Source organism: Pantoea eucalypti (genome assembly GCF_009646115.1).
Lineage (GTDB): Bacteria > Pseudomonadota > Gammaproteobacteria > Enterobacterales > Enterobacteriaceae > Pantoea > Pantoea eucalypti.
In genome coordinates this window covers 2,428,901-2,453,554 of the sequence record NZ_CP045720.1, presented here as the reverse complement: position 1 = coordinate 2,453,554, position 24,654 = coordinate 2,428,901, and the positions used below count along the sequence as shown (strand labels likewise).

Below are 24,654 nucleotides of genomic sequence, written 5' to 3'. Positions count from 1 at the left end.
AAATGGCCACCTATACTCTTCAGGAAGCTTCAATTGAACTGCCCGACATATTTAAAGACAGGACAATGAACCTTTTTACGCTCAGCGAAAATAATGCGAGTGAGTTTACGTTCGTAGTGTCTCGCGCATCTGCTTTTCATCACGATACAGTGCAAAAAGTGGCCGCTAGAATTATCAATGAGATGAGTGTCACTGTTCCCGCTTTTGTAAACATAACATCACAACTGATCGAGATAGATAATCTGCCTGCAGTTGAGCTTTTTTATCATTTTGAAAATGATGGCGCTGAGATCTGGCAAAAACAATCGATTGTTTTATTTGATGATGACGCCGGGGGTAAAAAGATTGTTTGTTATATTGGAACATGCCCAGGACGTTTTAATGATTATTATACTAAGCAATATCATGAGATTATTAACAGTATAAAATTTAATTCTCGTGATTCTGATGATGAGCCGGTACCCGTGGCAACTGATGCGTCGGGGATTTTCTTTTCTTTTGATACCGATACTAAAGTGCTTACCGCACATGAAACGGTGACATTACTTTATCAGAATGTTGATTTGAAAAGAGCTCTGAATGGCAGTTATTTGTTCTTTGACTCAGCGGGAAGCCCATTACATATCGCCGCCTTAAATAATGAAGAGCCGTTGCGCTATGCACTATGGACATCACCACACAGAAAAAACTCATCTGTAAGAGATATTCTTGGCATGGCAAAAGCCTTTAAAGGACCAGAAGATCTCGCCAGCGAATCACAAATCCTTGCGTTTCTTCAGAGACATAAGGATGTATAAATCATGGCTGAATTCAATGCTGCCAGAGAGCAGGACGAGATAGCCCACACAGCTTCTAAAGGCTGGATGATCGCCGGGTTAATTGGCGGTGCCATTTTAGGTGCAGCAGCCGTTGTTGTAACCGGTGGAGCGGCTCTGGTTGTCGTATCTGCAGCAGCAGCCGGTGCCTGTGCTGCCGGAGGGGTGGGTGAAGTGCTAGGGAGCATGTCATGGGCTCCGCGGCATAACACAGGCAAACTGTTATCCGGCTCGCCGAATGTTTTCACCAACAGCAGAGCAGCGATACGTGCACATTTGTCCAAAGGCGACTGTGATGAGCACAGCGGCTCATCGCAACGGGTTGCTGAAGGTTCGGACAAAGTTTTTATTAACAACTTTCCTGCCGCCCGCATCGGAGACCGTTTGACCTGCAGTGCGGAGATATCTGGCGGTTCCACCAATGTCTTTATTGGCGGAGGCAAACTTCAGACCGACGATATCAACCCCGAAATCCCTGGCTGGGTAAACTGGGTGATGATGGGAGTGGGCACTGCTGCCGTTGCGGTCCTGGCTTCACCTGCTATAGCCCTGTTAGGATTAGCAGGCGCAATGGGTGGTGGTTACGCTGGCAGCTGGGTCGGTGGCAGACTGTTCGGGGAAGACTCTGACGGACAAAAATGGTCTATGCTGGCAGGCAGTTTTGCCGGTGGGGCATTGGGTGGCAAAGGGGTAATGAAGTTTGATGCCTGGCGTGCTGTCAAAACGGGTGAGAACGTTGAGGTTGTGCCTGAAGTTGTAGCTGAACCTGTTGTTCCGAAAATGTCTTTGTCTGAGGCTGTTGGAAAGGCCCAGGCGGATGAATGGATTGCAGCAGGACGTGCAAACGCATTGAGCAATAATGCGGTGAAGTCTGCAATGCTTACGGATGACCAAGTGGGAGCTTTATATGGCTATACCACGAATGAGGGTTACACAGCATTAAATCCAGCATTAAGAGGTCAAACTCCATTAACTCCAGAATTAGAAGCCTTTGCCGCACATGCTAAGGATGGCCTTTCCAAGCTCCCTCCTAATAAAGGACTTTCATATCGAGGGATAAATTCCCTTCCTGAAGAAATACTTGCTAAAAATCAGCCTGGTAACATTGTTTCAGATGGTGCATTTATGAGTACATCCTCAAATGAACCATTTCAAGGTAACATATTGATTAAAGTCAATGGTGCTTCCGGGCGAGACGTGGCATTTTTATCAGAGTATCCTCTTGAAGCGGAAGTTTTATACCCTCCAGACACACAATTTAAAGTTATCGAAAGAATTGATGATGGCGGGAATATTACATTGACTTATAAGGAGTTTTTATGATTGATCTTAGGGCTGATGATGATGCGCTTTTCATTTATGCCAGACGTTACGCTCATTTAATACCCCAGGCATCACGGCAGTTGATGAACAGAATGTCTTATGAGCAAAAACCTTTACGCGCTAAACCTGAGGACGCTCTCAAGCCAGAATGGGCGAAATCCTTACCTCAGAAAATTACTGATGAACAGGCATTAGATAAATGTCAGGGCGCTTTGATGGGGTTGGCGGTTGGAGACGCTATCGGCACAACGCTAGAATTTATGCCAAGAGATAAAGCTCGCGTTGATGATATGGTTGGCGGGGGACCTTTTTCTCTTAAACCCGGTGAGTGGACTGATGACACCTCGATGGCGCTGTGTCTCGCTGAAACTTATATTGAAAGCCATAAATGTGATATTACATTGTTCCGACAAAAGTTACTTAACTGGTATAAGAATGGGACAAATAGTTCTAATGGCGTATGCTTTGATATAGGTAATACAACGCGCTATGCGCTTGAGCAGTTTGTACTTCATGGACCAACCTGGATGGGGAATACTTCTCCTGAGACTGCAGGAAATGCAGCATTAATCCGCCATGCACCTACTGCTATTTTCAGAAGGAAATCGTTTATTGACGGTTGGCGAGATGCGATATTACAGAGTGAGGCTACACATTGTGCCGCAGAGTCTATAGATAGCTGTCGCTTTTTTAATGTCATGCTTCATTACATCTTAAATGGTTACAGTAAGAGTGAGAGCTTTGCTCCTCATCTTATGGGATCAACATTACGTGTATTGATCATCAATGCCGGTGAATATAAAGAAAAGCATCGGGATCAAATTCGCTCCTCGGGCTATGTTATCGACACCCTTGAGGCCGCATTATGGGCCGTCTGGCATACAGACAATTTTAAAGATGCCATTTTGCTGGCGGCAAATCTTGCTGATGACGCTGATAGTGTGGCAGCAACGGCTGGTCAGTTAGCGGGCGCATTGTATGGACTGTCAGGCATTCCTCAGGAGTGGGTTAATAAAATAGTCGATAAAGACAGAATTCTTGCGCTGGCCGAAAAGCTGTTTCACTTAGCACCTGAAGAGAAAGATTGATGATAAGATCCCATATCTGAAGTATGGGATTTTTTTTATAAATAAAAAGATTGAAGTTGAAGTGGTTTCTAATCACATTCACTAAACTGTAAAGACATTTCGATGAACTTGATCTGAGTAATAATGCATTGTTTGTTATTTATAAATTAAAATTATTCAAAAAAGAATTTTCTCCTTGTGTTTTCTGGTTGACATCCAAAAAACATGTTGACTAAAAAATTATTGCGATGACCATTTTCATAAATGTTTCTCGTTTTTAATCGGGATTTTTGATAAATAATTTCATCCTGAAATCCATTACTTCTAATCAGAAGATGCTTTAAATAAAAAAATCATTTCCCTTCCACTTTTACTGACCCGCTTCATCGTCAGTTCTGTCTGTACGGAAAAAAACATGTTCTCACGCATTACTGCACAGCTGCCGGCGGACGGCCTGCTGTTCCACACGCTCACCGGCACCGAGACGCTGTCCCGTCCCTTTGTGCTCACCGCCGAACTGCTGGCCACCGACGCGCGCATCGACCGCCACGCCCTGCTGGGCAAGCCGGTGACCTTTACGCTGCCGACCGACGGCCTGATGAACGCGCTGGGCCCGCGCTACCTCAACGGCAAAATCACCCGGGTGGCGGTGCGCAGCCAGGAGCTGAGCGGCACCCGCTACGCGGTCTACCAGCTTACGGTGGAGCCGGACCTGTGGCCGATGCGGCGCGACCGCAACCTGCGCATCTTCCAGAGCCAGACGGTGCCGCAGATTGTGCAGACGCTGCTGAAGGAGTATGCGGTTACGTGGAGACGCGCCTGGCGGGCAGCTACCGGGTGTGGGAGTACTGCGTGCAGTATCAGGAGAGCAGCCTGGACTTTATCAGCCGCCTGATGGAGCTGGAGGGGATTTACTACTTCTTCCGCCACGAGGCGGACAGGCACACGCTGGTGCTGTGCGACGCGCCGGACCAGCATCAGGCGTTTCCGGGCTATGAGACCATCGCCTATCACGTTACCCCGTCGGGCGTCGCCGGTGCCGGGCTCGGTGGACGTCTACGACTGGCCAGGTCACTTTGTCGACCACAGCCACGGCGAGTCCTACGCGCGCATCCGTCAGGAGGTGTGGCAGGCCGAGCACCACAGCGTCAGCGGGTCGGGCACCGCCACCGGCATCGCGCCGGGCTTCACCTTCGCCATCATCAACGCGCCGCACTTCAGCGACAACGGCGAGTACCTGGTGACCTCGGCGACCTATGACTTCGCCGAGAACAGTTACGCCAGCGGCGACACCGGCGAGAGCCGTCACAATATCAGCTTCACGGTGCTGCCGTCGTCGGTGACGTACCGCACGCCGCCGGAGACGCCGTGGCCGAAAACGCACGGTCCGCAGACCGCGAAGGTGGTGGGGCCGAAAGGCGAGTCGATCTGGACCGACCGCTACGGCCGGGTAAAGGTGAAGTTTCACTGGGACCGTCTGGCGAAGGGCGACGACACGAGTTCGTGCTGGGTGCGCGTCTCCAGCGCCTGGGCCGGTCAGGGGTTCGGCGGCGTGCAGATCCCGCGTGTTAACGACGAAGTGGTGGTGGACTTTATCAATGGCGATCCGGACCGTCCGCTGATCATCGGCCGGGTGTACAACGAGGCGAGCATGCCGCCGTGGGCGCTGCCGGCGGCGGCGACGCAGATGGGTTTTCTGAGCCGGTCGAAGGACGGCACGGCGGACACGGCGAACGCGCTGAGGTTTGAGGATAAGGCGGGTGAGGAACAGGTCTGGCTGCATGCTGAAAAGAACATGGACACTGAGGTGGAAAACAATGAAACCCACAGCGTCGGCAGCAACCGGACTAAAATTTATAACTAATGCCAGCAAATGCGGAGGTGCTGATGCTCCAGTGAGTAAAACATTTATGGTGAAAGATACTAAGCACGAACGTGTGGATATTGAGATTATTTCTGGTAAAGCATTTTTGGAGTAGATATGTTTAATAACTACCTTAATGATGAAAAGGTTTATTTAGAGTTAGAGTCTTTTTTAAAAAATTTCTTCTTAAATTTTATAAATTGCAAGGAATCAGTTGACTGTCCATATTACAATACTACGTTTTCAAATGGAAAGCCGTTTATGGATGGCAATCCAATATTTTCAGCACGAAAAAAAAATAATGGCACCATCATAAAAGTTGTTTTAGATGAAGATGCTAATTCATTAAGTGAGTTTGATAAAGAGGTCGACGGCTTTCCTATTCATGTCATAGTTGCTAATGCTTCTTCTTTAGACTCTATTAAAGAGAAGATTATCTCTTGGTACGAAAAATATAATTAATATATATCCGTAATTATCAATGCAGCAAATAGAAAATAATTACTAAGCACCAAGATTGACGCACAATATCTTACCGGACGGGCGGGAACTGAAGCAGTTCCACTATGGCAGCGGGCAGCGGGTGCAGGTCAACTTTGGTACCCGTGTCATCAGCGAAAGCGAACGTGGCGTCCTGCACCGTGAAGTGCGCCGCACTCAGGGTGCAATCACCAGTGAATATCGCGTTACTGAATTAGCATGGAATCTACTTATATTCGCACGCATTACCGGACAGCTGCCGGCGCACGGTCTGCTGTTTCATACGCCGAATGACACTGAGGTGCTGTCACGCCCATTTGTGCTTGCCGCTAAGCTGCTCTCCACCGACGCGCGCATCGACCGCCACGCCCTGCTGGGCCACAATTTACATACACATTGTTGAAGCGATAAAGTGATAAGAAGGTGAAAATGCATTTTTTAACTGAAATACCCTTCATTATCGGTATTACTATGACGGTTATGGGTTTGTTAGTGATGTTTTTACTGTTCAAACCAGATAAAAATGAGTTGATAGAAATAAAAAACTGGAAAGCCAGAGATGAGTGGCAGGGTTATATAATAACTACCGAGCCTGTCAGCTGGTCGCAAACAAATACCCAATATGATGACGGTTTTTTTTATAACTTCAATGTGCGGCTTACCCTTTCTGGTAAAGAGACTATATGCACCGGAAAAGGGTTGGTAATTAAAGGTAAGATCCATAAGTTAAAGAAAGGTATTAAAGTCATTGTAAAGTATAGCGACGAAATCCCATCAAAAGTCGCTATACTTGATGTGTTATATGAGTAAGTTATAATAATTCATCCTGCGGAAAATTTTTCTTGCTTGAAGATATGTTAACTATTTTTCATAGAAAACCTTGCTCAGGTTGCATTAAGGATATTTATACAAGTAAGGATATTTATACAAGTAAGGATATTTATACAAGTAATAATGTCGAACACTATGGTAAGCCTATCGCTTCATTTTCCCTATTTCTGAAAGGCATGCCCGCAATCCTTTTGCCTGGCAGGAGCCTTCAAAACTCTACCAATGCGAGTGCCATACATACCGTGCCTGATCAGCTCAACGTACTGATGCTGGTACCCAAAGCTAGTGCCTTTTGCCGAATTATCATCTTACAGGGATGAAAACCATGTTCTCACGCATTACTGCTCAGCTGCCGGCGGACGGCCTGCTGTTCCATACGCTCACCGGCACCGAGACGCTGTCCCGTCCCTTTGTGCTCACCGCCGAACTGCTGGCCACCGACGCGCGTATCGACCGTCACGCCCTGCTGGGCAAGCCGGTGACCTTTACGCTGCCGACCGACGGCCTGATGAACGCGCTGAGCCCGCGCTACCTCAACGGCAAAATCACCCGGGTGGCGGTGCGCAGCCAGGAGCTGAGCGGCACCCGCTACGCGGTCTACCAGCTGACGGTGGAGCCGGACCTGTGGCCGATGCGGCGCGACCGCAACCTGCGCATCTTCCAGAGCCAGACGGTGCCGCAGATTGTGCAGACGCTGCTGAAGGAGTACGCGGTCAGCGTGGAGACGCGCCTGGCGGGCAGCTACCGGGTGTGGGAGTACTGCGTGCAGTATCAGGAGAGCAGCCTGGACTTCATCAGCCGCCTGATGGAGCTGGAGGGGATTTACTACTTCTTCCGCCACGAGGCGGACAGGCATACGCTGGTGCTGTGCGACGCGCCGGACCAGCATCAGGCGTTTCCGGGCTATGAGACCATCGCCTATCACGTCACCCCGTCGGGCGGCGTGGTGACGGAAGAGGGCATCAGCCAGTGGTCGCTGGCGGAGAGCGTGACGCCGGGCATCTACAGCACCGACGACTACGACTTCCGCAAGCCGAACGCGTGGATGCTGCAGGCGCGGCAGAACCCGGCGTCGCCGGTGCCGGGCTCGGTGGACGTCTACGACTGGCCGGGCCACTTTGTCGACCACAGCCACGGCGAGTCCTACGCGCGCATCCGTCAGGAGGTGTGGCAGGCCGAGCACCACAGCGTCAGCGGGTCGGGCACCGCCACCGGCATCGCGCCGGGCTTCACCTTCGCCATCATCAACGCGCCGCACTTCAGCGACAACGGCGAATATCTGGTGACCTCGGCGACCTATGACTTCGCCGAGAACAGTTACGCCAGCGGCGACACCGGCGAGAGCCGGCACAACATCAGCTTCACGGTGCTGCCGTCGTCGGTGACGTACCGCACGCCGCCGGAGACGCCGTGGCCGAAAACGCACGGTCCGCAGACCGCGAAGGTGGTCGGACCGAAAGGCGAGTCCATCTGGACCGACCGCTACGGCCGGGTGAAGGTGAAGTTTCACTGGGACCGTCTGGCGAAGGGCGACGACACCAGCTCCTGCTGGGTGCGCGTCTCCAGCGCCTGGGCGGGCCAGGGATTCGGCGGGGTGCAGATCCCGCGGGTCAACGACGAAGTGGTGGTGGACTTTATCAATGGCGATCCGGACCGTCCGCTGATCATCGGCCGGGTGTACAACGAGGCGAGCATGCCGCCGTGGGCGCTGCCGGCGGCGGCGACGCAGATGGGTTTTCTGAGCCGGTCGAAGGATGGCACGGCGGACACGGCGAACGCGCTGAGGTTTGAGGATAAGGCGGGTGAGGAACACCTGTGGATCCAGGCGCAGAAGAACATGGATACGCATGTTAAAAATGATGAATCACACAGTGTTCTGAACAATAGGACAGTTTCGGTGGGCGCTAATAATGAGACGCGAGTGGATGGTGACCATGCTCTCGGCACTCAGGGAAATAGTAAAACGCTGACAACGGGCAATCGTACTGAACAGGCCTTTGCTTCTTACACCATTGCAGCCGGAGATACCGTAAGAATCGAGTGTGGTCTCAGCGCGATTGAGTTAACTAAAGAAGGTGCGATTAATTTTATTGGTAAAAATTTTAACATTACCGTCGATGGTAATGGAGAGATTAATACCAAAGGTGGTGAGTTACATTTAAATCCGGAAGGAGGAAGCGCTGCAATAATTGCACCGGGTAGTGGACATAAAAATAAAATAAAAAGTGAAATTGAAAACTACTTTTCTTCATCAGCAAAAAATACCAAAGGATAAAAATGGCCACCTATACTCTTCAGGAAGCTTCAATTGAACTGCCCGACATATTTAAAGACAGGACAATGAATCTTTTTACGCTCAGCGAAAATAATGCGAGTGAGTTTACGTTCGTAGTGTCTCGTGCATCTGCTTTTCATGACGATACAGTGCAAAAAGTGGCCGCTAGAATTATCAATGAGATGAGTGTCACTGTTCCCGCTTTTGTAAACGTAACATCACAACTGATCGAGATAGATAATCTGCCTGCAGTTGAGATTTTTTATCATTTTGAAAATGATGGCGCTGAGATCTGGCAAAAACAATCGATTGTTTTATTTGATGATGACGCCGGGGGTAAAAAGATTGTTTGTTATATTGGAACATGCCCAGGACGTTTTAATGATTATTATACTAAGCAATATCATGAGATTATTAACAGTATAAAATTTAATTCTCGTGATTCTGATGATGAGCCGGTACCCGTGGCAACTGATGCGTCGGGGATTTTCTTTTCTTTTGATAACGATACTAAAGTGCTTACCGCACATGAAACGGTGACATTACTTTATCAGAATGTTGATTTGAAAAGAGCTCTGAATGGCAGTTATTTGTTCTTTGACTCAGCGGGAAGCCCATTACATATCGCCGCCTTAAATAATGAAGAGCCGTTGCGCTATGCACTATGGACATCACCACACAGAAAAAACTCATCTGTAAGAGATATTCTTGGCATGGCAAAAGCATTTAAAGGACCAGCAGATCTCGCCAGCGAATCACAAATCCTTGCGTTTCTTCAGAGACATGAGGATGTATAAATCATGGCTGACTTCAATGCTGCCAGAGAGCAGGACGAGATAGCCCACACAGCCTCTAAAGGCTGGATGATCGCCGGGTTAATTGGCGGCGCGATATTAGGTGCAGCAGCCGTTGTTGTTACCGGTGGAGCAGCACTGGTTGTTGTATCCGCAGCAGCAGCCGGTGCCTGTGCTGCCGGAGGTGTGGGTGAAGTGCTTGGCAGCATGTCATGGGCTCCGCGACATAACACAGGCAAACTGTTATCCGGATCGCCGAATGTTTTCACTAACAGCAGAGCAGCGATACGTGCACATTTGTCCAAAGGCGACTGCGATGAGCACAGCGGCTCATCGCAACGGGTTGCTGAAGGTTCGGACAAAGTTTTTATTAACAACTTTCCTGCCGCCCGTATCGGAGACCGTTTGACCTGCAGCGCTGAGATATCTGGCGGTTCAACCAATGTCTTTATTGGCGGAGGCAAACTTCAGACTGACGACATCAACCCCGAAGTCCCCGGCTGGGTAAACTGGGTGATGATGGGAGTAGGCACTGCTGCCGTTGCGGTCCTGGCTTCACCTGCTATAGCCCTGCTAGGATTAGCAGGCGCAATGGGTGGTGGTTACGCTGGCAGCTGGGTCGGTGGCAGACTTTTCGGTGAAGGCTCTGACGGTCAAAAATGGTCTATGCTGGCAGGCAGTTTTGCCGGTGGGGCATTGGGTGGTAAAGGGGGTATGAAGTTTGACGGTTGGCGTGGTCGTAATAATATTAATGCTAACAAACTTCCGTTAAATGATGAAAAAATCGCCGAAATACAAAGTATCGAAAAAACATTTAGGCCAGACCCCGAAACATATTTACCTAAGGATTATATTGATTCTCATGCAAAATCCTTTGAAAATGGCGCATCTAGAATAGTCACTAGAAAAAGTTTTGAAGATTATGGTATTGGTAAACCTGATCCAGGGAGGACGGAATTTGTTCTAACCAAGGAGCGCGCTGGACAAATGATTTCTGAATCAAAAGGAGATGTAGGAGTGATTGCAGATAAATTAGGCATCCCACAGGAACAATTGAAAAACGATAGTCTTGTTTTGATTGAATTTGAACCTACAGAGTTGTACTCTCCAAAAATGCCTACTGGTAATGAATGGGGAGCTAATAAGCAATGGATTCCGGGTGGCAAACTACCACAAGGTGATCTTGAGGCTGTAGTAAAAACCGAAGGAATGGTTAAAGGCAGAGATTATACCGTGACCGATTTATTAACAGGAGAGAAATTATAATGAGTAAAAATAAAATAGCAATGAATCCTTGGGATTTTACTCTGTATGAGTGTGACGATAGCTCATATGTAATGAAGGTTATGTTTAGTGAAGGTGATTACAAAGTTGATGTCGAAAGGTTCTTCATTGTAACTCCATATATTGATATCCGTTCTATCGATAGTGAAATGTTAAAAGATCTATCAAAAAAAATAAGAGAAGCCCCAGAGCAGTACGTAATAAATGAAATTAGCAAGGAGAATTTTGAATTAATATAGTTTTAGTTTTTTCTATTTGGTGAATAAAAAGGTTTGTCTTTAGCTTACTTTATACATTCCGTTTGTAATAAGGTTGGCCTGGTGATTTTTAATTCAAGATCTGCCTTTGCTCTCAAACAAGAAGAGTGCATATTGGGTTTATGATGAAGAAAGAAAAATATACTGCTTTAGACTACATCAATGATGCTATTGATATCACTAATCAAAGAGCGATGGAAAAACCGGATTTTAGAGTTTTTCAGGTTGCTCTGAAACAGCTTATGTACGTAAAAAAAATATTAACTGGTGAAGAAAAAGATAAAAGTGTCCTGCATAGCATGAATCTGGGGAGTTTGGCTTCCAAAGAGTTTGATACAACTGACCCAGAGCTTGCCAAACATCTTTCAAACGCAAATTATATTGCATCTCAAATAGGCGCGGGACTCAAAGTCATTCTTCCTCATCAAATCGATCCTGAATATGAAAAACGGAAAAAAAGATATTTAAAAGTACAGTAGTAGATAAATATTGAGGCTTTAATGTATAAAGGATAACGCAAATAAAATTCCCTGGTGGTAAATCACCAACTGGTGATTATGAAACTGTTATTTCCATGAAAAATTTAGATAAAGAGATAGACTATCAAGTTTATGATTTAAAGAAGGGGCGATTTATTATTGAAGCTAAGATTGTTAAGTCACGTCAAGGTGACTTTAATTTACTGCGTTCGGATAGTAAATGGTTTATAGGTGTTCTTATTCCAAATTTCTATCCAAACTCGCATTTTGACATTAGTAAGGTGTTTGTATTAGATGAAAATGATCTTCTTCATAGAGATGACTTTGACTATCTAATCAGTTTGGCCGGGACTATTCGTAAGGATTGGACCAACTTTTGTGATAGAGAGGTTAAAGATATTAAGGTTGTGAAGTGATTTATTATAAGTGAATAAAAATAATTCCCTCTCACTAGAAAAAGGTTTTTTTAGAGAGTTAATCCTATCACTTTTTATATTAAGTTACTATAGTGTAGGGTTTTGGGTAGACACTGTATTTAAATATAGGGTGATGCCTCTAATTGGTTTAATCTGATGTATAATGCACGCTTTTAAGATTCTCATGGCCAGCGTTAACGTTCATTGCCTCCATTGTCAGTCTGCTCACGTTTACCGCCATGGTCAGAACCCTAAAGGCTATGACAGATTTCGCAGCCGTCACTGCCACCGCGTGTTTCAACTCACTTACGCTTATGAAGCCCGTAAGCCGTGCATTAAAGAACAGATCACTGAAATGGCCTTCATCAATGGTGCCTGGGTTCGTGATACCGCCAGAAAACTGAACATTGGCATTAACACCGTCATCCGGAGTTTAAAAAAATTAGGCCAAAGCGGTTAACCTCTTCACCCGTCGCCCATGCTGATGTGGCGCTTATCTGCGAACTTTATGAGCAGTGTAGCTTTGTTGGCAGTAAAGCCCGGCAGCATTGTTCCTTTTTTTCGTGTGTTTTGATTTTCGCTAACATGCATAATGAAATAATCAAGAAGTAGTTAGTCAGTGAAATAAATGGGGATGTTAAATGTGCATGCATCACGATGGTTTGTAATGTATATTATATTTCCTTATTTTAATTTAAAATTATTTAAAAAATAATTTCCTCTTTGTGTTTCCTGGTTGATATCCAAAATACATATTGACTGAAAAAAATATTATATTGATCATTTTCATAAATGTTTATTTTTTAATCGGGGTTTTGTTTTAAAAAATAATTTCGCCCTGATATCCATTACTTCTAATCAGAAGATGCTTTAAATAAAAAAATCATTTCCCTTCCACTTTTACTGACCCGCGTCATCGTCAGTTCTGTCTGTACGGAAAAAACCATGTTCTCACGCATTACTGCTCAGCTGCCGGCGGACGGCCTGCTGTTCCACACGCTCACGGGCACCGAGACGCTGTCCCGTCCGTTTGTGCTCACCGCCGAACTGCTGGCCACCGACGCGCGCATCGACCGTCACGCCCTGCTGGGCAAGCCGGTCACTTTTACGCTGCCGACCGACGGCCTGATGAACGCGCTGAGCCCGCGCTACCTCAACGGCAAAATCACCCGGGTGGCGGTGCGCAGCCAGGAGCTGAGCGGCACCCGCTACGCGGTCTATCAGCTGACGGTGGAGCCGGACCTGTGGCCGATGCGGCGCGACCGCAACCTGCGCATCTTCCAGAGCCAGACGGTGCCGCAGATTGTGCAGACGCTGCTGAAGGAGTACGCGGTCAGCGTGGAGACGCGCCTGGCGGGCAGCTACCGGGTGTGGGAGTACTGCGTGCAGTATCAGGAGAGCAGCCTGGACTTCATCAGCCGCCTGATGGAGCTGGAGGGGATTTACTACTTCTTCCGCCACGAGGCGGACAGGCACACGCTGGTGCTGTGCGACGCGCCGGACCAGCATCAGGCGTTTCCGGGCTATGAGACCATCGCCTATCACGTTACCCCGTCGGGCGTCGCCGGTGCCGGGCTCGGTGGACGTCTACGACTGGCCAGGTCACTTTGTCGACCACAGCCACGGCGAGTCCTACGCGCGCATCCGTCAGGAGGTGTGGCAGGCCGAGCACCACAGCGTCAGCGGGTCGGGCACCGCCACCGGCATCGCGCCTGGCTTCACCTTCGCCATCATCAACGCGCCGCACTTCAGCGACAACGGCGAGTACCTGGTCACTTCAGCGACCTATGACTTCGCTGAAAATTCCTACGCCAGCGGCGACACCGGCGAGAGCCGTCACAACATCAGCTTCACGGTGCTGCCGTCGTCGGTGACGTACCGCACCCCGCCGGAGACGCCGTGGCCGAAAACGCACGGTCCGCAGACGGCGAAGGTGGTGGGGCCGAAAGGCGAGTCGATCTGGACCGACCGCTACGGCCGGGTGAAGGTGAAGTTTCACTGGGACCGGCTGGCGAAGGGCGACGACACCAGTTCCTGCTGGGTGCGCGTCTCCAGCGCCTGGGCGGGTCAGGGGTTCGGCGGGGTGCAGATCCCGCGGGTCAACGACGAGGTGGTGGTGGACTTCATCAACGGCGATCCGGACCGTCCGCTGATCATCGGCCGGGTGTATAACGAGGCGAGCATGCCGCCGTGGGCGCTGCCGGCGGCGGCGACGCAGATGGGCTTTTTAAGCCGGTCGAAGGATGGCACGGCGGATACGGCGAACGCGCTGAGGTTTGAGGATAAGGCGGGTGAGGAACAGGTCTGGCTGCATGCCGAGAAGAACATGGACACTGAGGTTGAGAACAATGAAACCCACAGCGTCGGCAGCAACCGGACTAAAACCATCGGCGGCAATGAAACAACCGAGGTGAAGAAAAATCGTACAGAAACGGTTGATCAAAATGAAACCATTACCGTTCATCAGAATCGTACTGAAACGGTGGATGGTAATGAAACCATCACTGTACACAGTAATCGCACTGAAACAGTCGATCAGAATGAGAAAGTGCGTATTGGTCAGAATCAGTCGGTAACGATTAATGGCAACCAGACACTGAAAGTGGATAGGGCGAAAGCTGAAACCATTGCACTGGCTTCAATGCTCAATGTCGGTCTGGCTCAGAACACCAATATTGGCGCGGCATACATACTAAACGTTGGTGGCGGCTGGATGACCAATGTCGGCGGAATGCAGGCACACCATGTCGGCATGAAATATTCGCTCAATACCGGACGGGATATGGCATTGACTGCCGGGACTACTGCGGAGTTCAGTGCTGAAGACAAAATCACCCTGGTATGTGGCGAATCGATGATTGTGCTTGAGCATAATGGCACCATCACCATCAGCGCGAACAAGATCAAGCTGGTCGGTGAGAAGGTGATTGATATCGACGGAACACAGATAGACATCAACTGATTATGGAAAATTTTGCTAACTATAGCGCTTTTCCAGCGCTGCTGTTTGAGTCGCTTGACCAACATGATCATGGCTTTAACGTCCTGGTGGCTCGCGTCAGTTACGATCTTGATATCATCACCGGTAAGCTGAACTTGTGTGAAGATCAGGGCGAACTCTTCGAGCAGGATTACTATTACGATGAACCGGGTACCAGCAGTGTGCGTTTTGAAAGCGACCTTGCGCCTTATAAACCCAGACTGGATGTGGTGATCAATGGCACTGCGTGGGCACCCGAAGATAAGCCCGTGCGGCATTTCACTGTAGGCGCTCGAATCGGTGATTTCACCCGTCTGCTAAATGTTTATGGCCCGCGCGAGTGGCGAAAAATGGTTGCCACCTGGCAGCTCACTAACGGGAAGCCTGTTACGCATGTTGATTTACGCTATGAATTTGCTCAGGGAGGCTTTTACCGACTGGAAAAAGGTGAGGAACTGGCATCATCTTTTAATAGTGTTGGCATAGGTTGGTTACCGGCTAAGGCTCAGAAAGAGCTAAAATTTCAGCATCTTCCGGCACCCCAGTTTGAACTACTGCCCAACCCTGTTAAGAATATTGAAGATGAAAATCTGCCTGCCGGTTTTGGTTTCTATGGTAGAGGCTGGCATCCTCGTATTACGTTTGCCGGTACCTATGATGAAGCATGGAAACAGCATCGGCATCCGTTTCTGCCCGCTGATTTTAAGTTTGACTACTGGTGTGGCGCGCATCCCTGGATGCAATTCCCCTTGCCGAAACCTATGACAAGCATTCCCGTCACACTCAAAAATCTGATATCGCATCAGGAAAAGAGTGGGCAGCAGCTCGATTTTTCTGTACCGGTTGAAACACTTTTTGCTTTTGTTACCACGCAGCAGGGCGCCGGGTTGACGTATGATTTGCAACTCGACACGCTGGTTATCGATCTACCCACGCGCAAAGTGCATTGCAGCTATCGCGTGGTATTTTCTGAACAACTGGAACCCGCAATGACCGAGTTACGCTTTATCGCTATGGATGAGCGGAAAGTGATGGTACAACGTGCGCAGCAACAGCTTACCGACAGTCAGGCTGACAGTTTTATCCCCCTACCACCTTCGCTCTTGGCTCTTATCAACAAGGAGCAACGCCATGGCTGATAACTATGCCGCACGTAAAGACGGCGTATATAAAGTTGTCGGTTTAGCACCGGATCTCTGTTTTACCCCCGGTATTCAGCCACCGGTTCCTTATCCGGTAACGGCTACGCTGGCGCCTTCAAAAAGCACTGTCGATAGCGTGAAATTTAATGGTCATCCGGCGTTTGTTTATAAATCAAGCTACGTCCCTACCACTATTGGTGATGCAGCAGGGCGCAATAAAGGTGTGGTGAGTGGAACGGTTGAGGGTGACTGCTGGTCAATAGAGCACAGCCCGGACACCTATATTGGTGGTTATCCCTTAAACCGTGTGCAGGATCTTTTTGCCATGAATGGCAAAGCGCTTGGCGGACGTGGTGGAAACCTGACAAAAAAAGAGACGTGGGAAAGGCGTAAGGCTCTGATAGAAAAAGGGAAGAAAAGTAAGGACCCTAAAGTGGTGCAGGCGGCTTTGCGGCTTGAGCAGAATAATACTGGCATGGAAAAGGCGAGGTTAGCGGACTATGTTTATGAGCCCCGCGATCCCACCAGACCTATGCCTGAAATACCTGAAGGCTGGAAAGATATCAGTGACGACCCTGAGGCGCTGGCAAAATATAACCTTACGCCAAAATCACTAAGAATCGCTAAAGACCCGGGTTTCCGTGCAAGGGTATATGAGCCCGACGAAGCTGTTTTTGGAAAAGATATGTCTGCATCCGTCGTATTTAGAGGTACGCGAATGAGGGAAACCGCTGACTGGAAAAACAATGTTCAGCAGGGCATGGGTGTAGACTCAAATTATTACAAGCAGGCTGTTTCAATAGGCACATCGGTTCGACGCTCCACAGCGCCAATTGATATGACAGGACATTCTCTGGGAGGCGGAATGGCTTCATCAGCTTCACGGGCAAGCGGAAAAACGGGCTGGACATTCAACTCTGCTGGATTGAAATCATCAACCGTTAAAAAGTACAGCGGCGAAGTACCTGTCACTGAAACGGCAGAAAATATCTCTGCTTATCGTGTCAAAGGTGAAATTCTTACTATGATACAGGAGCCTGGATTCTGGGCAGGGGCTGCAGTGATTGGTGGACTAGGACTTACTGGACTGAAAACTCTGGGGCCATGGGGTGCAGTTGCATTTAGTGCGTTAGGAGTGGCGTTGGTAGCGTCTCCTTCTGCAGTTGGCAACAAGCATCCTATGGATGGCGGAGAGGGAAGTGCAATTGATATGCATGGGATGGACCAGGTAAAACACTGTATTGAACTGGAGAAAGATAATGACGAGAAGTTGTTATCTTCAATTTAAGGAGAAAAAATGGTTAAGTCTCTTATAAAAAAAGTAGCCCGCTATGGTGGTCTGATATTTTTAATTTCGATTTCAGGATGTAATGCAATGAGTAAATATCCTCCAGAACAATTTTTCCATGGTACACAATTGAGCCTTGCCCAGGCTATCGCCAGTGAGAATATCGCTGATGTCAGGAAGCTAACCCCTGACACCTCTCTTAATAAGCCAGGTAAGCAGGACATGACATTGCTCTATTTTGCTTTACAGCAAGCAAAAAATAGAAAAAGCCAGCAATTAGAAATCATCAGTCAGCTTGTCAAAGCCGGTGCCGACCCTCTTCAGGATGTGCCTGATATGGGCAGTGTCGCTGAATTAGTCGCCACATCGCCGCACCCGGAGTTTATGGCTGCGTTAATTGATGGTGGCATGGACGTGAATGTTAAAGTCCAGGGGCAACCCTTGCTGCATGATGCCGCTTCAGATGGTACCTTAAAAACTCTGGCGCTGATGGTAAATCGCGGCGCAAATGTTAATGCGACAGACTCGCTGGGAAAATCAACAGTTATGGCTGCGTTGGATGGAATGCAGTTAGATACCGTCGAGTGGTTACTGAATCACGGAGCCAATCCTAATGCGGTTGAAAAAAACACCGGATGGTCATTTATGCGTCAACTTGACGATGTGATCAAACGCAATAATGGTGAGAAAGGTTCTACACAGGACAAGTTAATGGAAATTCATAAGCTTGCTAAACAAAAAGGTGGACGTGCTTAATTTTGATTCCTGCTGATGAAGTTATGGCTGCTTTCGTCAGTGAAAAGACAAGGATGTCATAATGGCTTTAAGGAAAAATCAATAGATTTATTATTATTCAATATCAGTATGCCAGATTACTTAAATATAATAAATCAGTTGCCACTGAGGATGATGCCATTTGTTTTAACTGTGATTGGTTTATTTTCTTGATTGGAAAAGAAAGTTATAAGATTATTCCATGGGCCAGAAGGTTGAGCTGGCATAAGCGATGCTAAAGCCAACATAAGAGAATCTTGTTTAGTTCTGTTAGATAACAAATTAGATTGGCTTAAAAGCAGCGTATAGAAATACTTTTCTATTTTATTGAATGTAGATTGTGAAGGCAGATACAAAAGCTAAGGAGTGGTTTTTATCTTTAGTGCGGGTTCTGATCGCAATTGAAAGGTTATGCAATATTTTTGGTAACGTGATGAAATAAATAATCGCTCCCCAGTATGTAAGGGTCTGCTTATCAGGGTCTTGCCAGAAATGTAGTGGGATAGTTGTATATGGTTGATAAGGCATGATGCCGCTCCACGTATTAAAAATGAAAATGCTGAGGGGTTTAATATTATTCTGAATAAAATTATTAAGCGCCAGGGTATGAGGTTTTTTTAAAGTATGGGTCAGATGATTTATTTTCAGGAGTTAGAAAATAACATTGATATAAAAGCAACTCGCCGGAGGTGAATTTTGGGTTTTATAAGGAAAGTAATCTTATTGCCGTTAATATTTTCTTTGTTAACTTTACAGGCTTGTGATGATATGAAGAAAATCCATCCGGAGGATTACTTTTCAGGAAGCCAGTTACAACTGGCACAGGCAATTGAAGATGGCAATGTTGATGAGGTGGAAAAATTATCAACTCAAACTGATCTTAATAAACCTGGCGAGAAGGATTTGACCCTTTTGTATTATGCCCTCAGTGAAGCTTCAAATAAGGACGTTAACAGACTCAATGTAATGAGTGTTCTGGTAAAGCATGGCGCCGATCCTGTTCAATACGTTGCCGATATGGGTTCTGTGGCAAGTAACACAGCGGGATATTCAGATCCTGCTTTTGTCAAAGCATTAATCAAAGGAGGGATGGATAAAAACGCGAAATTTGACAGCACGCCGATAATATTTTATGCAACTAATGAAAAAGCCTTCCCTACTCTAAAGTATTTTGTTGAAATAGGTGCTGATGTCAATGCGAAAGATAGCTTAGGACAAACAGCAATTTTTGAGGGGATGTATGGTCGACAATATGATCAGGTTGAATACCTTCTTCATCATGGTGCGCATGCAAATGTTACTGATGTGAATAATGTAACTTTTAATCAACTGTTGGATAAAATTATTAGTAATACAAATAAAGATAATACAAAGGCCCTTAATAAGCTAGAAGATATAAGAAAATTAACGCAAAAAAATTAATAGATGTTTGGGCTAAATTGAAAATCAGCATCTTATGAATGCTTGAATTTTCGATTAATGTAGACTGAGATGAACCTGTCATAGTTATACTCAGTGACAGGTTCAGATTGCATAAAGGCCTGCTTATGCAGGTTTTCTCGTGATTTAACAGATGTTCAGAAGTGCTGGCTGGGGTGTCAGAAACATAGTGATAATAAACCTTAACTGCATCACTTTCTGGCGTGATAGCGAGACGGTCCAGTACTGGTATGATTCCTCGTACCTAAATGATGGGGCATGATGATTACTACTCTGACATTGCAATTATTATATGCCTGATTTTAAGTATATGTTCTGGCCTCACTAATTTATTCTGCATCTAAACCCTTTTTGACAAGATTTGACTGCTTCATCTTTTTTCACCTCAATTCATAAATGATTAAACGGTATCAGGTGAAACTATTCACCTGAACTGCATGGCATGCCTCAGATCTTATTCCTGAGTAAACAAGTTTAATAAATAATTCCTTCTTTAACCTGTACAGTTTCGCACGGAGCTCCAATGGCAACCGGAAATACGATTGGTAAATTACAATATGCGCCTGCGCCACAAGGCCATGTGGCGGCGGGCAGTGCCAACCCGCCGAAAAAGAAAAGCTGGTGGAGCAGTTATGGCGACTGGGTGCATACCGGTCTGGACGTGTTAGGCGCAGTTCCTGTTGTCGGCGCGGTAGCTGACGGCGCGAACGCCGCGATTTACACCGCAGAAGGGGATTATGGTAACGCTGCACTTTCAGCCGCTTCGGCGGCAGCTAACTTTGTACCCGGTGGCGGGGCGGCGTTTAAAGCCGGTAAGCTGGCAGCAAAAGCGGGTAAAGCGGTAGAAGCCGCGAAAGTGGGCAAAGGCATTGCAAAAGAAGGGGCTGAACTGGCTGAAAAAGCAGCCGTCAAAGCTGAAACGACCGCTGCTAAAGTCGAAGCTAAAGCCGCTAAAAAAGAAGCTGATGAAGTTATCAGCGCTAAAAAAGCGGGCAGCGAAAAGGGAGGCAGTGACAAAGGGCATGCGCAGAAAAAGACTGAGCCGTGCAAAATTCCGGCAAGGCCTCTGCCGCAGGTGGATATGGCGATTGGTAGTCCGGTTAACCCTGTACTGGGTATCAAACTGCTGTTCGGCCCTGAAGATAATGATTTCTCTTTCCCGGCATCAGTTCCCCTTAACTGGCAGCGCTACTATTTTTCTGATGAAATCGGCAATGGCTGGCTGGGACAGGGCTGGTCACTGCCCATTTCACAGGAAGTACGTAAGAAAGCGGGTCTGCTGGTCTTAATGGATGAACAGGGTCGCGAAATTGAGTTCCCCTATCCGGAAGCGGGCCGCCAGCCTCAGCTTCATCGCTATGAGCAACTCTACCTCTCGCAGCCGCAGCCTGAGGAATTTTGTATTTCGGCCGGGGATGAAAGCCAGCACTGGCACTTCAGTCATAAAGTTGAATCTGACCGCTGGCTGTTGTCTGCCATCAGCGATCGTCATGGCAACCGGCTGACGCTCCGTTATGATATCCGGCATCTGCCGGTGCAGATTGAAGATAGCGCTGGTCGTCGATTTAATATCAACTTCTCTCAGTTTGAATCGGACACGGGGAGTGCTTTTTTCCGTATCACCAGCGTCAGCGTCTGTTATCCGTCTGATCCTCTGAATGCCGAAATTCTGTGCCGCTACGATTATTCACCTCAGGGTGACCTGATTGCCGTGCGTAATGAGCTCAACGAGGTGCTGCGTGAATTCCGTTACCGTAACCATATTATGGTGGCGCATCGTCGTGCGGGCGAAATGGAGTGTTTTTATCATTACGATAAATATTCCCCTGAAGGAAAAGTTCTGGCACATCGTGACAGCCTCGGCGGGGAATGGCGTTTTGAGTATGGCGGTCAGACCACAACGGTTGTTGACGCTCTGGGGCGCGTGACACGTTACGACTTTGACGATAATCAGGAACTTATCGGCTATCGGGATGCGATGGAAGGAACCATTCGTATCAAACGTAATGTCCGCGGTCAGATGACACAACTTACTGATCAGTGTGGCCGATTTACACGCTACCGCTATGATGAACGCGGCAACTGTACGGCCATCATTGAGCCAGATGGTCAGACTACACGTTTTGATTATCACGAACGCTGGAACACGCCGGTTCGTGTGACCAACATGCTGGGCGGCTCGCGTGAATTTATCTACGACACAGCAGGAAACTTAATCCGTTTTTCGGATGAGATAGGACGCATTACAGAATACAACCATGATGACCGTGGCAATCTGGTCAGGGTGCGTGATGCTGCGGCGGGCGTACAAACGTTATGCTGGAACCAGGCCAACTTTCTGATTAGTCATACCGACTGTTCCGGACGCACATCGACCTTTGACTATGACAAATATGGCTGGATGAAGCAGCAGACGGATGCCGCAGGCAACCAGACGCTGTTTTATAACCGATGGAATGGCCTGCCCCAGCGTATTGTGCATGCCGATGGTGGAACGGAAAGCTTTGAGTTTGACCGCTGGAGACGTCTGATTGCCCGGCAGGATCCTCTGGGGCAGGTTACGCGCTGGACGCTGGCTGCTGATGGCTTGCCGCTATCACGCACTGATGCACTCGGCCACAGTATTGGCTACGAATACGATCTGGCCCGTCGCCTGACCGCACTGATTAATGAGAACGGTGCGCGATATACATTCCGCTACGACGCCCGGGATAACCAGGTCGAGGAGCGCGGGTTTGATGGTTGCAAAACGCGTTATGAATATGATGACAGTGGCTGGCTGCTGGTTCGTATTGAAGAAGGCGATGGCAGCGGTCAGGTAATCCACTCGCACTATCAACGGGATCCCGCCGGACGATTGCTGGAAAAGCTGGTGTCGCGCGGTGGAGATGCCACATGGCAACGTACCCGCTATCGTTACGATGCGCTGGGACGCCTCACAGCCGGTGTCAATCACGGCGGACGCTCTGAACTCGAATGGGATGATGCCGGACAACTGCTCGCAGAGCGGACGCTGGTTCGGGGTCACCGTTATGAACTGCGCCACAGCTATGACGAGCTGGGTAACCGGACGCACACTATCTTACCGGATGGGCGGGAACTGAAGCAGCTCTACTACGGCAGCGGGCATCGGGTGCAGGTCAACTTGGGTAACCGTATTATCAGTGAAAGCGAACGTGACGTTATGCACCGTGAAGTGCGCCGTACCCAGGGTGCAATCACAAGTGAATATCTTCACGACGAAATGGGACGGCTGATAAGCCAGCGTGCGGGCCGTGGCGCGCAGTCAGCGGTGGCACGCGAGTATGTCTGGCGTCGCGATGGCCAGCTGACGCAGATTACGGATAAATACACGGGTGATTATCGTTACGAATATGACGCGCTGGGACGGATGACGCGGGCGCGTGATGAGCATTTCGCCTTTGATCCGGCGCACAATCTGCTGAGTGAAACTCAGACGCAGCCATTACAGGATAACTGGCTCAGGGTTTATGAAGATAAACGCTGGACCTATGACGGCTTCGGTAATGTGACGCGCAAACAGAGCGGCCGCCACACAGACCAGCAGTTTATCTGGAACGCTGAACATCAGCTGACCGAATCGGTGAGCATCCGCAACGGGACCGAGCAGCGAACCACCTACGGCTATGATGCGTTTGGACGTCGAAGCTGGAAACGCGATGCTTTTGGTATCACGCGCTTTATCTGGGAAGGCAATCGCCTGCTGAGTGAGGTGAGAGGCTCGCGCCAGCACCTCTGGATTTACGAGGATGACAGCTTTGCTCCGCTGGCGCAGATCAGTCTGCAGCAGGGCGAGACGGAGCATGAAGCGCAGGTTAACTGGTATCATAACGACGTGTCAGGTCTGCCACGAGAGCTGACTGGTGCTGATGGCAGTGTGGTCTGGCGTGCCGTCTATCGTGCCTGGGGCAATACGCTGCGTATAGAGCAGGCAGCCGGAGAGAATGCAGAGCCGGTTTATCAGCCGCTGCGCTATCAGGGTCAGTATTTCGATGCAGAAACAGGTTTGCACTATAACCGCTTTCGCTATTATGATCCGGATGCGGGCAGGTTTGTGAGCCAGGATCCGATAGGGCTTGCTGGTGGGGTTAACCTTTATCAGTATGCGCCGAATCCGCTGAGTTGGGTGGATCCGCTGGGGTTGAATCGGGCGAAATGTAAACCCGAAGCTGTTGAGTTAGATCCCAAAACGATTCGTTTTAGCCAAAGTTCTGTAAATGGTGCTGCTGATTTAACTCATAGTATGAGAAAGAATGGGTGGACTGGAGACCCCATTGATGTTGTTAGAATGAGCGATGGAAAATTAACAACTATTGATAATACCAGAGTACTTGCAGCATCCAGAGCAGGGATAAATGTCAAAGCAAGAATTCATGATGGTTCATCATCTTTGCCAAATGAATTTATTGAACGCTTTACTACTAAAAAAGGAACGCCTTCTTCCTGGGAAGATGCAATACAATTACGAATTGGTAAACAAGCTTCTAAATACAAAAATGGTTATCCTAACGGGTCAAATATAATAGGGTCATTGGACTAATATGGAACAGCTTCTACTTGAAAAAGAACTACCAGTAGGGTTTTCTTATCCTGATGAGTTTAAAAGAATAGTATTACAAGGCTTACTGGATTTTGATCCGTGGCTCATTCTTCAGGGCGAGAGACTGAGAATTCGCTTTAATGGAATAAAAAGCCGTTATCCATCACGTGAATTAATACCTTTTGCAAGAAGAGAGGATAACGATGATGTTGCTTGTTGGGAAGTTAATAAGCCAGGTAAGGTTATAATTATTCATGACTTCGCCAGCGAAGGTTACGAAAATGTCCAGGAAATTGACAGCTTCTGGGACTGGTTAAGAAGCGCTCTTGAAGCTACGATTGAATACGATGGAGAGTAAAGTTTAAAAAGCCGGAAGCGATCTTAACGATCCTTCCGGCTTGTTCTGTTTAGCTGTCCGCTGTCAGAATCAGTCAGTCCTGTACAACCTTTACCGTTTACTTTTGATCGACCTCAAATCTCAACTCAGCCAGCTACTTCCCGGTAATATATCGCGTCTCTTCTGAACATAGCAGACCATTTCCTCATGCGATAAGGCCACGCAGCGAGCTTTGAGGATCAGCAGC

18 protein-coding genes and 3 pseudogenes are annotated in these 24,654 nt (G+C 48.0%); all 21 read left to right on the top strand.

Annotated features, from left to right (window positions below; all coding sequences use genetic code 11):
- Positions 1-2: 2 nt before the first annotated feature.
- The 21 genes and pseudogenes from EE896_RS11380 to EE896_RS11280 all read left to right on the top strand — a co-directional run bounded on the left by EE896_RS11380 (position 3) and on the right by EE896_RS11280 (position 24,428).
- Positions 3-797 carry a DcrB-related protein gene (locus EE896_RS11380; RefSeq protein ID WP_140916421.1) on the top strand — a complete coding sequence of 265 codons (795 nt, stop codon included), beginning with the start codon at positions 3-5 and terminating at the stop codon, positions 795-797.
- Positions 798-800: 3 nt separating this feature from the next.
- Entirely contained in the window at positions 801-2,138 is a 1,338-nt protein-coding gene (locus EE896_RS11375; RefSeq protein ID WP_140916419.1) for a PAAR domain-containing protein, read from the top strand.
- Positions 2,135-3,226 carry an ADP-ribosylarginine hydrolase Tri1 gene (gene tri1 / locus EE896_RS11370; RefSeq protein WP_008927182.1) on the top strand — a complete coding sequence of 364 codons (1,092 nt, stop codon included), beginning with the start codon at positions 2,135-2,137 and terminating at the stop codon, positions 3,224-3,226. Before EE896_RS11375 ends, tri1 begins: the two co-directional genes overlap by 4 nt.
- A gap of 394 nt (positions 3,227-3,620) precedes the next feature.
- Positions 3,621-5,069, top strand: a pseudogene (locus EE896_RS11365) (type VI secretion system Vgr family protein).
- Between the two features lie 117 nt (positions 5,070-5,186).
- Positions 5,187-5,531 carry a hypothetical protein gene (locus EE896_RS11360; protein WP_105100193.1) on the top strand — a complete coding sequence of 115 codons (345 nt, stop codon included), beginning with the start codon at positions 5,187-5,189 and terminating at the stop codon, positions 5,529-5,531.
- A gap of 55 nt (positions 5,532-5,586) precedes the next feature.
- Complete coding sequence (locus EE896_RS11355; protein ID WP_003854915.1) at positions 5,587-5,952, top strand: hypothetical protein; 366 nt, start codon at positions 5,587-5,589, stop codon at positions 5,950-5,952.
- Positions 5,953-5,978: 26 nt separating this feature from the next.
- On the top strand, positions 5,979-6,359 hold the full coding sequence (locus tag EE896_RS11350) for a hypothetical protein (RefSeq protein ID WP_003854912.1): 381 nt from the start codon (positions 5,979-5,981) through the stop codon (positions 6,357-6,359).
- A 346-nt stretch (positions 6,360-6,705) separates the two neighbouring features.
- Positions 6,706-8,655, top strand: coding sequence for a type VI secretion system Vgr family protein (locus EE896_RS11345; RefSeq protein WP_153574568.1), 1,950 nt, complete (start codon positions 6,706-6,708; stop codon positions 8,653-8,655).
- A 2-nt stretch (positions 8,656-8,657) separates the two neighbouring features.
- The gene (locus tag EE896_RS11340; RefSeq protein ID WP_153574567.1) at positions 8,658-9,452 is read left to right on the top strand and encodes a DcrB-related protein; all 795 of its coding nucleotides are present in this window, start codon (positions 8,658-8,660) and stop codon (positions 9,450-9,452) included.
- Between the two features lie 3 nt (positions 9,453-9,455).
- On the top strand, positions 9,456-10,715 hold the full coding sequence (locus tag EE896_RS22640; protein ID WP_008927175.1) for a PAAR domain-containing protein: 1,260 nt from the start codon (positions 9,456-9,458) through the stop codon (positions 10,713-10,715).
- Entirely contained in the window at positions 10,715-10,972 is a 258-nt protein-coding gene (locus EE896_RS11330) for a hypothetical protein (protein WP_008927176.1), read from the top strand. Before EE896_RS22640 ends, EE896_RS11330 begins: the two co-directional genes overlap by 1 nt.
- A gap of 140 nt (positions 10,973-11,112) precedes the next feature.
- Positions 11,113-11,469 carry an immunity protein Tsi6 family protein gene (locus EE896_RS11325; protein WP_008927177.1) on the top strand — a complete coding sequence of 119 codons (357 nt, stop codon included), beginning with the start codon at positions 11,113-11,115 and terminating at the stop codon, positions 11,467-11,469.
- A 95-nt stretch (positions 11,470-11,564) separates the two neighbouring features.
- Positions 11,565-11,885, top strand: coding sequence for a hypothetical protein (locus tag EE896_RS11320; protein ID WP_008927178.1), 321 nt, complete (start codon positions 11,565-11,567; stop codon positions 11,883-11,885).
- Positions 11,886-12,069: 184 nt separating this feature from the next.
- A pseudogene (locus EE896_RS11315) lies at positions 12,070-12,449 on the top strand (IS1-like element transposase); the annotation flags it as partial.
- Positions 12,450-12,830: 381 nt separating this feature from the next.
- Positions 12,831-14,847 (top strand): annotated as a pseudogene (locus tag EE896_RS11310) (type VI secretion system Vgr family protein).
- A 2-nt stretch (positions 14,848-14,849) separates the two neighbouring features.
- The gene (locus tag EE896_RS11305) at positions 14,850-16,004 is read left to right on the top strand and encodes a DUF2169 family type VI secretion system accessory protein (protein WP_140916592.1); all 1,155 of its coding nucleotides are present in this window, start codon (positions 14,850-14,852) and stop codon (positions 16,002-16,004) included.
- Positions 15,997-17,295 carry a DUF4150 domain-containing protein gene (locus tag EE896_RS11300; RefSeq protein ID WP_003852271.1) on the top strand — a complete coding sequence of 433 codons (1,299 nt, stop codon included), beginning with the start codon at positions 15,997-15,999 and terminating at the stop codon, positions 17,293-17,295. The genes EE896_RS11305 and EE896_RS11300 overlap by 8 nt, the downstream gene beginning before the upstream one ends.
- A gap of 9 nt (positions 17,296-17,304) precedes the next feature.
- Positions 17,305-18,051, top strand: coding sequence for an ankyrin repeat domain-containing protein (locus EE896_RS11295; RefSeq protein ID WP_003852272.1), 747 nt, complete (start codon positions 17,305-17,307; stop codon positions 18,049-18,051).
- Positions 18,052-18,837: 786 nt separating this feature from the next.
- Positions 18,838-19,491 carry an ankyrin repeat domain-containing protein gene (locus EE896_RS11290; protein ID WP_008927154.1) on the top strand — a complete coding sequence of 218 codons (654 nt, stop codon included), beginning with the start codon at positions 18,838-18,840 and terminating at the stop codon, positions 19,489-19,491.
- A gap of 541 nt (positions 19,492-20,032) precedes the next feature.
- Complete coding sequence (locus EE896_RS11285) at positions 20,033-24,070, top strand: RHS repeat-associated core domain-containing protein (protein ID WP_140916593.1); 4,038 nt, start codon at positions 20,033-20,035, stop codon at positions 24,068-24,070.
- A gap of 1 nt (position 24,071) precedes the next feature.
- Entirely contained in the window at positions 24,072-24,428 is a 357-nt protein-coding gene (locus EE896_RS11280) for a hypothetical protein (protein ID WP_008927156.1), read from the top strand.
- Positions 24,429-24,654: the final 226 nt, after the last annotated feature.

What these genes read in the sequence shown, in the direction of transcription:
- EE896_RS11320 (WP_008927178.1), top strand. Translation starts at nt 11,565, where the DNA reads ATGAAAAATTTAGATAAAGAGATAGACTATCAAGTTTATGATTTAAAG.
- EE896_RS11340 (WP_153574567.1), top strand. Translation starts at nt 8,658, where the DNA reads ATGGCCACCTATACTCTTCAGGAAGCTTCAATTGAACTGCCCGACATA.
- EE896_RS11345 (WP_153574568.1), top strand. Translation starts at nt 6,706, where the DNA reads ATGTTCTCACGCATTACTGCTCAGCTGCCGGCGGACGGCCTGCTGTTC.
- EE896_RS11380 (WP_140916421.1), top strand. Translation starts at nt 3, where the DNA reads ATGGCCACCTATACTCTTCAGGAAGCTTCAATTGAACTGCCCGACATA.
- EE896_RS11375 (WP_140916419.1), top strand. Translation starts at nt 801, where the DNA reads ATGGCTGAATTCAATGCTGCCAGAGAGCAGGACGAGATAGCCCACACA.
- EE896_RS11290 (WP_008927154.1), top strand. Translation starts at nt 18,838, where the DNA reads ATGAAGAAAATCCATCCGGAGGATTACTTTTCAGGAAGCCAGTTACAA.
- EE896_RS11295 (WP_003852272.1), top strand. Translation starts at nt 17,305, where the DNA reads ATGGTTAAGTCTCTTATAAAAAAAGTAGCCCGCTATGGTGGTCTGATA.
- EE896_RS11300 (WP_003852271.1), top strand. Translation starts at nt 15,997, where the DNA reads ATGGCTGATAACTATGCCGCACGTAAAGACGGCGTATATAAAGTTGTC.
- EE896_RS22640 (WP_008927175.1), top strand. Translation starts at nt 9,456, where the DNA reads ATGGCTGACTTCAATGCTGCCAGAGAGCAGGACGAGATAGCCCACACA.
- EE896_RS11285 (WP_140916593.1), top strand. Translation starts at nt 20,033, where the DNA reads ATGGCAACCGGAAATACGATTGGTAAATTACAATATGCGCCTGCGCCA.
- EE896_RS11280 (WP_008927156.1), top strand. Translation starts at nt 24,072, where the DNA reads ATGGAACAGCTTCTACTTGAAAAAGAACTACCAGTAGGGTTTTCTTAT.
- tri1 (WP_008927182.1), top strand. Translation starts at nt 2,135, where the DNA reads ATGATTGATCTTAGGGCTGATGATGATGCGCTTTTCATTTATGCCAGA.
- EE896_RS11360 (WP_105100193.1), top strand. Translation starts at nt 5,187, where the DNA reads ATGTTTAATAACTACCTTAATGATGAAAAGGTTTATTTAGAGTTAGAG.
- EE896_RS11325 (WP_008927177.1), top strand. Translation starts at nt 11,113, where the DNA reads ATGATGAAGAAAGAAAAATATACTGCTTTAGACTACATCAATGATGCT.
- EE896_RS11350 (WP_003854912.1), top strand. Translation starts at nt 5,979, where the DNA reads ATGCATTTTTTAACTGAAATACCCTTCATTATCGGTATTACTATGACG.
- EE896_RS11305 (WP_140916592.1), top strand. Translation starts at nt 14,850, where the DNA reads ATGGAAAATTTTGCTAACTATAGCGCTTTTCCAGCGCTGCTGTTTGAG.
- EE896_RS11330 (WP_008927176.1), top strand. Translation starts at nt 10,715, where the DNA reads ATGAGTAAAAATAAAATAGCAATGAATCCTTGGGATTTTACTCTGTAT.